General features: G+C 46.7%; 9 protein-coding genes. 4 read left to right on the forward strand and 5 right to left on the reverse strand.

The window, feature by feature from the left end; all coding sequences use genetic code 11:
- Positions 1–33 precede the first annotated feature (33 nt).
- Together tgt and D5269_RS06095 are read left to right on the forward strand one after the other, a co-directional pair.
- Positions 34–1,164 carry a tRNA guanosine(34) transglycosylase Tgt gene (gene tgt / locus D5269_RS06090; RefSeq protein ID WP_120484123.1) on the forward strand — a complete coding sequence of 377 codons (1,131 nt, stop codon included), beginning with the start codon at positions 34–36 and terminating at the stop codon, positions 1,162–1,164.
- A 244-nt stretch (positions 1,165–1,408) separates the two neighbouring features.
- A complete protein-coding gene (locus D5269_RS06095; protein ID WP_120484124.1) occupies positions 1,409–2,437 on the forward strand; it encodes a tyrosine recombinase XerC in 1,029 nt (342 codons plus the stop codon).
- On the opposite strand, the gene D5269_RS06100 is transcribed toward D5269_RS06095, so the two are convergent.
- The 5 genes from D5269_RS06100 to yajC form a co-directional block, all read right to left on the reverse strand.
- The gene (locus D5269_RS06100; RefSeq protein WP_161909677.1) at positions 2,423–3,103 is read right to left on the reverse strand and encodes a stage II sporulation protein M; all 681 of its coding nucleotides are present in this window, start codon (positions 3,101–3,103) and stop codon (positions 2,423–2,425) included. The two genes, D5269_RS06095 and D5269_RS06100, sit on opposite strands and share 15 nt — an antisense overlap.
- Positions 3,104–3,161: 58 nt before the next feature.
- Positions 3,162–4,538: a thioether cross-link-forming SCIFF peptide maturase gene (scfB, locus tag D5269_RS06105; protein WP_016317830.1), complete on the reverse strand. Its 1,377-nt coding sequence runs from the start codon at positions 4,536–4,538 to the stop codon at positions 3,162–3,164.
- A gap of 74 nt (positions 4,539–4,612) precedes the next feature.
- Entirely contained in the window at positions 4,613–4,759 is a 147-nt protein-coding gene (gene scfA / locus D5269_RS06110) for a six-cysteine ranthipeptide SCIFF (protein ID WP_016317829.1), read from the reverse strand.
- A 76-nt stretch (positions 4,760–4,835) separates the two neighbouring features.
- On the reverse strand, positions 4,836–5,234 hold the full coding sequence (locus tag D5269_RS06115) for a TIGR04086 family membrane protein (RefSeq protein ID WP_016317828.1): 399 nt from the start codon (positions 5,232–5,234) through the stop codon (positions 4,836–4,838).
- A gap of 60 nt (positions 5,235–5,294) precedes the next feature.
- Entirely contained in the window at positions 5,295–5,600 is a 306-nt protein-coding gene (yajC, locus tag D5269_RS06120) for a preprotein translocase subunit YajC (protein ID WP_016317827.1), read from the reverse strand.
- Between the two features lie 212 nt (positions 5,601–5,812).
- On the opposite strand from yajC, the gene D5269_RS06125 reads away from it, so the two are divergent.
- Both D5269_RS06125 and D5269_RS06130 read left to right on the forward strand, forming a co-directional pair.
- On the forward strand, positions 5,813–6,679 hold the full coding sequence (locus tag D5269_RS06125) for a DMT family transporter (protein WP_120484126.1): 867 nt from the start codon (positions 5,813–5,815) through the stop codon (positions 6,677–6,679).
- A 142-nt stretch (positions 6,680–6,821) separates the two neighbouring features.
- The coding region (locus D5269_RS06130; protein WP_207709101.1) for a transposase at positions 6,822–7,048 on the forward strand (227 nt) is incomplete at its 3' end.

A 7,048-nucleotide genomic window follows, 5' to 3' on the forward strand; every position in this document is an offset into this window, starting at 1 on the left:
CCGGTGGTGACGGTTCAAAAAGGGGGAGTTATATTGTATAAGCTGTTGAAACAGGAGGGACATGCCCGGCGCGGCGAGTTTGAAACCGTTCATGGGACGGTGCAGACGCCTGCTTTTATGAATGTTGGCACCTCTGCTGCAATCAAAGGGGGAATCTCTTCTATAGATCTGGTTGACCTGAAATGCCAAGTGGAACTTTGTAATACCTACCATCTACACGTCCGGCCTGGAGACGACGTAATTCGTGGGTTGGGCGGACTGCACAAATTTATGAACTGGAAACGTCCGATCCTCACCGATAGCGGTGGGTTCCAGGTTTTTTCTCTGGCGAAGCTGCGCAAGATCAAAGAGGAGGGCGTGACTTTCGCCTGCCATCTGGATGGGCATCGGATTTTTATGGGGCCAGAAGAAAGTATGCGCATCCAGTCCAATCTTGGTTCCACCATTGCGATGGCTTTTGATGAGTGTATCGAGAACCCTGCGCCGTTTGAATACACCGAGCGGTCAATCGAGCGCACCACCCGCTGGCTTGCGCGATGCAAAACCGAGATGGCGCGGCTGAATAGTCTCCCGGATACCCTGAATCCACACCAGTTATTGTTTGGTATCAATCAAGGCTCGACCTATCACAGTCTGCGTATCCGCCACATGCAGGAGATCGCCGCGCTTGAGCTGGATGGATATGCGATTGGAGGTCTTGCAGTGGGAGAGACCGCGCAGGAGATGTATGATACGATTGAGGCGGTAGAACCATATATGCCGAAAGAAAAAATTCGATACCTGATGGGGGTCGGTACGCCGGTCAATATACTGGAAGGGGTCTATCGGGGGGTAGACTTGTTTGATTGTGTCATGCCAAGCCGCAACGCCCGACACGGTACCCTATTCACCTGGGAGGGTATCCGGATTTTGCACAACGAGAAATATAAAACCGATAGCGAACCGCTTGATCCGCAGTGTGGTTGTCCTGTTTGCCAGAACCATAGCAGGGGATACCTCCGGCATCTGTTTCGGGCAAACGAGATTCTTGCATCCCGGCTCGGCGTGATGCATAACCTCTATTTCTATAATACGCTGATGGAAAAAATTAGGGAGTCGCTCGATAACGGAACTTACAGTGCTTTTTACCAGCATTGGGTCCCGATCCTTGGCCGACGTATCTAATATCTTTGAAAAAAGGCGGAACTTCTGGAAAGTTTGAAAAACGGGAAATTTTTCTCTCTGGATTGCCGGCAGCTTTTGTGCCTCCGGCAATTTTTCCATTTCTCAACAGAACAATTTTGGAAAGGTAAAATAAAAATGGCTTGACAAGCCTTGGGGGAGTGATGTAAAATAAAGACAAGTAATTTCGCTAAATGAAAATTTAGCGAAATTAAGGGGGCGAAAAATTTAGTAGGAGGATTTACACATGGCAGACTATCAAGATTGTCCCGACTACTTACAGGAGTTTCTTTTTTACATGCTCACCATCCGTGGGCGTTCCAAACGTACAGTCGATGCCTACTATATCGATCTGCGTACTTTTCTCCGTTATATTAAGTGCACCAAGCATTTGTCTGATGATCTCAAAAATGATCCTGAAGCTTTTCAGCAGATTTCGATTCAGGATGTTAGCCTTGAAACACTCCAACAGATTTCTTTAGCAGACGTATATCAATTCCTTACCTATACAATGGATCAGCGCGAAAACAATGCCAAAACTCGTTCTAGAAAAGTTTCGTCCATCCGCGCTATGTTCCAGTATCTTACAATAAAAACCAATAAACTCAAAAGTAATCCTGTTGAAAATTTGGAAGTCCCATCAGTAAAAAAGGCCATACCCAAATATCTAACATTAGAGGAAAGTCTGGATTTACTTGCCCACATCGATCCCACGGGAAAAACATATGAACGGGATTTCTGTATCGTAACGCTGTTTCTTAATTGCGGAATGAGGCTTTCCGAGCTGGTAGGAATTAACCTTTCAGATATTCGTGAGGATACCATTAAATTGCTTGGAAAAGGAAATAAAGAACGGATTGTCTATATCAATGATGCGTGCCGACGTGCTCTGGATGCATATCTGTCTGTTCGGAAGCCGACTGCAAATACCGTCCATAAGGATGCGCTCTTTCTCTCCTCTCGTGGAACCAGACTCTCCCCTCGACGGGTAGAACAGATCATCGAACAATGTCTGAAGCAGGCCGGACTTTCGGGACAGGGATATTCTCCGCATAAGCTTCGACATACCGCCGCTACTTTGATGTATCAACATGGCAATGTAGATATCCGTATACTGAAGGAAATTTTAGGGCATGTCAGCCTTTCGACCACCGAGATCTATACTCATCTATCCAATCGCCAGATGGAGGATGCGGCCCAAAATTCTCCTCTTTCTACCGTAAAACCTGCTAAAAAACCAAAGGTTCCCAAGGTTAATCCATCAGAAGAGAAATAGGCCTCCCAGTTTATAACAGAGCAGAGCGTCAACTAAAGCGATCATTCCGCAGATTGCAGCAAACAAAATAAATTTTATACAGTAGCGCTTCATTCGATTAAGTTCTGTTTTTTCTCCGTTCGGAAGCGTTGAACGGAACAGATGGATAGACATTCTGACCGAAACTTTTCCGGCAGCGATCAGTAATAGAGCACCAAAATAGATGGTAGGCATCAGAAGGATAAATGCATATGGCACCGCAGCATTTCCATATTGCGCATAAAGCATCCCTAGCGAAAATCCGTACCCTAGCCCTTTAAATAGTAGAGCCAAAAAGACGATCGGTTGTGCAATCGTACATAGCCCACAAAAAAACAAGACCAACAGAGAGGAAAACAGAGAAACAAAAGTTGAAAGCGCTATGCTGGAAAAGCTCTGTATCTGACGCTGCCCAACATATCCTCCAAGTACTGTTTGCAGCATCTGGAGTGTTTCCTCTTCCGCGTGACTGATGAGCATCGTTCCTACAAACACTCCTGCCAGGAACATTCCCTCAAGCAGATAAAAAAATAACTTCCCTTTTGCGAACATAAAAGATGGCCGCGGGATAAACTCTCCATGTTCTGAAGAGTTTCCCACGGCTCTTGTTCGCAATAGATTCCGCCAGCTTGTCACCGAAATGTACATTTCAGCCATCCTTTCTGTAGCAATTCCACTAAGAAAGAATATGCCGTATCCGCCACATTTATTCCTGATCCATCAGAGCAGCTTTTATCATAATCGCACATTCCACCCGTTTCTTTTCCAACTCACAGGAAAGCGTATGTGGTTTCAGAATATCCCCACGATATTGCATACTGTTGGCATTACATCCGCCCGAACAATAGAATTTTGCCCAGCAATGTCTGCACTCCTCTTTGCCATAAACGGTCGCTGCCGCAAATTGTGCTTTTCGCTTTTGGTCTAATGATTGCTCGAATACATTCCCCATCTTCCAGTCATCATGACCAACAAACTGATGGCAAGGATAAACATCACCATCGGGTGTGATCGCCACATATTCATTGCCACAGCCACAGCCACGCAGCCGCTTGATCGCACATGGCCCCTGATCGAGATCTATCATAAAATGGAAAAAGTTAAACTCTTTTTCGGTTCCTGCACGTTCAATCATCATTTTTGCCAACCGTTCATATTCGGCAAATACCTCCGGTAGGTCAGCTTCTGTTAACGCATAAGGTGCGGAAGGATCTGCAACAACAGGTTCGACAGAGATCTGATCGAAACCCATTTCGTTCAGATGCAGCACATCTTCCGCAAAGTCCTTATTATACCGTGTAAAGGTACCGCGGACATAATATTGATCAAAAATTCCACCCCTGCGAGCTTTTTCGAGCTTTTGGAACTTTGGCATAATCGTATCATAGCATCCTCTGCCATCCACCCGCGCACGTACACGGTCATTGACTTCCCTACGTCCATCAATCGAAAGGACTACATTGGACATCTCACGATTGATAAACGCAATTTTATCGTCATCCAGCAGAACTCCATTGGTCGTAATTGTGAAGCGGAACAATTTATGATGTATTTTTTCCTGTGCACGAGCATATTCCACAACCTGTTTCACCACGTCAAAGTTCATTAGAGGCTCTCCACCAAAGAAGTCCAACTCGAGATTATGCCGGCCTTGGGAATGATTTATCAGGTAGTCAATCGCCGCTTTCCCCACCTCAAACGACATAAGCTGGCGATGACCCATATATTCGCCAGTATCGGCAAAACAGTATTGGCAGCGGAGATTGCAGTCATGTGCAATATGCAGGCACATCGCCTTGACTGGAGATGGTGTCATCATTTTTGCAAATCTGTCGTAATCGTCCGCAGAAAAAAGCTGGTCTGCCTGATGCAGAGAGACGATTTCTGAATAGGTTTCACAGATTTCCGCTTCCGAATAACGGTCAGATAATTTCTCTAAAATCTGTGGCGGGCAGTTCTCCGGCAGATGTTCTCCATCCACATAATCCAAAAGCTCAAAAAACAGCGCATCCACCAGGTGGACGGCACCACTATTGACGTCCAGCACAATATAAAATCCATTTAATTGGTATTTATGTATCATAGAATCCTTTCTCCAAATAACGAAACGAAATAGGGCAGCCGCAATTAGCTGCCCTACCATAACTCGCTGATCTTTTACTTCTGTTTACGCTCACATTTCTGGTTTGCAACTGTGCAGGAAGTCTTGCAGGCAGACTGACAGGATGCCTGGCATTCCCCGCAGCCACCTTTTACAGCAGACTCTTTCAGATTCGCGTGATTGATCGTTTTCACATGTTTCATAATCCAATTCCTCTTTCCTTTGAGATTTCCAAATTATAATATCATTATACCATAAATTCCGACAAATTCAATCGGTTCAGCGGAACTTTTTCCGCTTGTTGACCCCGACTACCCCGCCCAATGCGGAGGCAAACAACACGGCTGCCAATTTGGTAAATGCCACTGCGCAGAAATCTGGACCATTCACCGTAAGGTTGGTGAATGCAAGCAGTAAAAACATGCAGATTCCACAACAAACTCCCACCAACATGCCCCGTTCCCGGGAAAAGGCTGCGCTGACATATCCGGCAACCAAACCTCCCAACACAAAGGTTAAGGTTGCAACAAACGTAATCAGCATCTGCGGCAGATCACGGAACTGCATCACCACCGACATGAAAGTCAGCAGCAGAAAACAGGCAACCGTTCCAGCCACAATTCCATAAACCACCGGACGAAGAAACCGTTTGATTCCATACATATCAGGCTGTTTCATACCAATTCCCCCTTTTTAATCAGGGTATTCAGCCGGACACCTGGATATGCCTTCTCCATTTTATTTGGATTTGGATGAAGCTTTCTCGTGCGAAGTGTTATTCATCTGAACAGCCCAGCGGGTGATCCGGATTTTGCTGCGGTCCGATCCAGTCTCGATTACAAGATGATCTTCCCGCATCGAAACAACGGTCCCGATAATGCCGCCCACTGTGACGATCTCATCCCCAACTTCAAGGCTGTTGCGCATCTCCTGTGTCTCTTTTTCACGTTTTTTCTGCGGCCGAATCAGAAAAAAATAAAAGACCACCAAGATCAGAACCATTGGAATAAATGTTTGTATCATGGCTGCTGTGTTTTCGTTCATACGAATACCTCCAAAATCTCTTCCCTGTTGAAACAGAGTACTTTTGTCATTATACCGTTTTTTGCCCTGCTACGCAAGTCCTCTTTTAAAATTCTGCTGAAACTTGCATTTTACGGTTATTTGGGGTATGATGAATCTCTGAGATTTCCTGTGTTTTTGGACAAACAGTTCCCTACTCCCCACTCGGATTTTTGTAAGGAGGCTTTTTCGATATGGCAACCAAAAGTACAGAGCGGCGCGCAATCCTGCTCATGGCAATCTGCGCATCGCTCTGGAGTATTGCGGGTATTTTTATCAAGTTGATTCCTTGGCACCCTCTGACCATCGCGGGCGCGCGCAGCCTGCTTGCGGCAGGATGTATGGCTGTTTATCTGGGCGCCTGCCGGATGCACATGCGGATCAATCGGACTTCGATTGTAAGCGGGATTTTTACCTGCCTGACCTTCCTTGGTTTTGTCACTGCCAATAAGTATACCACTGCTGCAAACGCGATTGTCCTTCAGTTTACCGCCCCGGTTTTTATTCTGATTCTGTCGGCAATCTTTCTGAAACAGCGGTTTGCACGAGCCGATCTGATCACCGTCTTTCTGACGCTCTGCGGCATCTCGCTCTTCTTTTTTGACCAGCTTGCCCCCGGAAACCTCTTTGGCAATCTCTGCGCGATCTTTGCTGGGCTGATGATGGCCTGTATGTTTCTGCTGACAGGCTACACCGACCCTGAAAGCCGGATGAGCGGTCTGCTGCTTGGCCACCTGTTTACTGCGATCGTGGGAATTCCTGCTGCTTTCCTCACTGAAACAACGATGAGCCCCACCGCGATAGGGAGTATTCTGGTACTGGGCATTGTCCAGCTGGGCATTCCTTATGTGCTTTATGGTATCGCAGTCAAAGACTGCCCACCGCTTGTCTGTTCGCTGCTCTCAGCAATCGAGCCGCTGCTCAATCCGGTTTGGGTCTTTCTCTTTACCAGGGAGGCGCCCGGTGTTTTTGCGCTGCTCGGCGGTGCAGTGGTCATTCTTACCATTACGGCCTGGTGTGTGTGGCGGGATCATAGGGTCGCTGCTGGCAATTCTGTTTAAGAGCCTGCTTCTGGCCGGTTGTTTTGATTCCACATCTGCGCCAAGATATCTTTCAGCACTAAGAACCTGTATTCACAAGGAGAAAAGAACGTGGTAAAATAGAGATATGGAAGAAAAAGGACGGGAGTCGTACCCTAGCGACTTGACAGATGAGCAGTGGGAGGAGATCGCCCCACTATATGCCGAGATGCGCAACTGCACGTGGAGCAAGAGGGAATTGACGGATGCTGTGCTGTATTTGGTAGATTCGGGGTGCAAATGGAGACAGTTGCCCCATGATTTTCCGCCATATTCAACGGTACACAGTTTTTATCGCCGCGCCCGGATCAGCGGGCTGTGGGATAAAATTCTGGAACATCTTGTAAAAAA

It is taken from the genome of Anaerotruncus sp. 1XD42-93, from assembly GCF_009917605.1.
Lineage (GTDB): Bacteria > Bacillota > Clostridia > Oscillospirales > Ruminococcaceae > Anaerotruncus.

What these genes read in the sequence shown, in the direction of transcription:
- scfB (WP_016317830.1), bottom strand. Translation starts at nt 4,538, where the DNA reads ATGATACATAAATACCAATTAAATGGATTTTATATTGTGCTGGACGTC.
- D5269_RS06115 (WP_016317828.1), bottom strand. Translation starts at nt 5,234, where the DNA reads ATGAAACAGCCTGATATGTATGGAATCAAACGGTTTCTTCGTCCGGTG.
- D5269_RS06095 (WP_120484124.1), top strand. Translation starts at nt 1,409, where the DNA reads ATGGCAGACTATCAAGATTGTCCCGACTACTTACAGGAGTTTCTTTTT.
- D5269_RS06125 (WP_120484126.1), top strand. Translation starts at nt 5,813, where the DNA reads ATGGCAACCAAAAGTACAGAGCGGCGCGCAATCCTGCTCATGGCAATC.
- D5269_RS06100 (WP_161909677.1), bottom strand. Translation starts at nt 3,103, where the DNA reads ATGTACATTTCGGTGACAAGCTGGCGGAATCTATTGCGAACAAGAGCC.
- yajC (WP_016317827.1), bottom strand. Translation starts at nt 5,600, where the DNA reads ATGAACGAAAACACAGCAGCCATGATACAAACATTTATTCCAATGGTT.
- scfA (WP_016317829.1), bottom strand. Translation starts at nt 4,759, where the DNA reads ATGAAACATGTGAAAACGATCAATCACGCGAATCTGAAAGAGTCTGCT.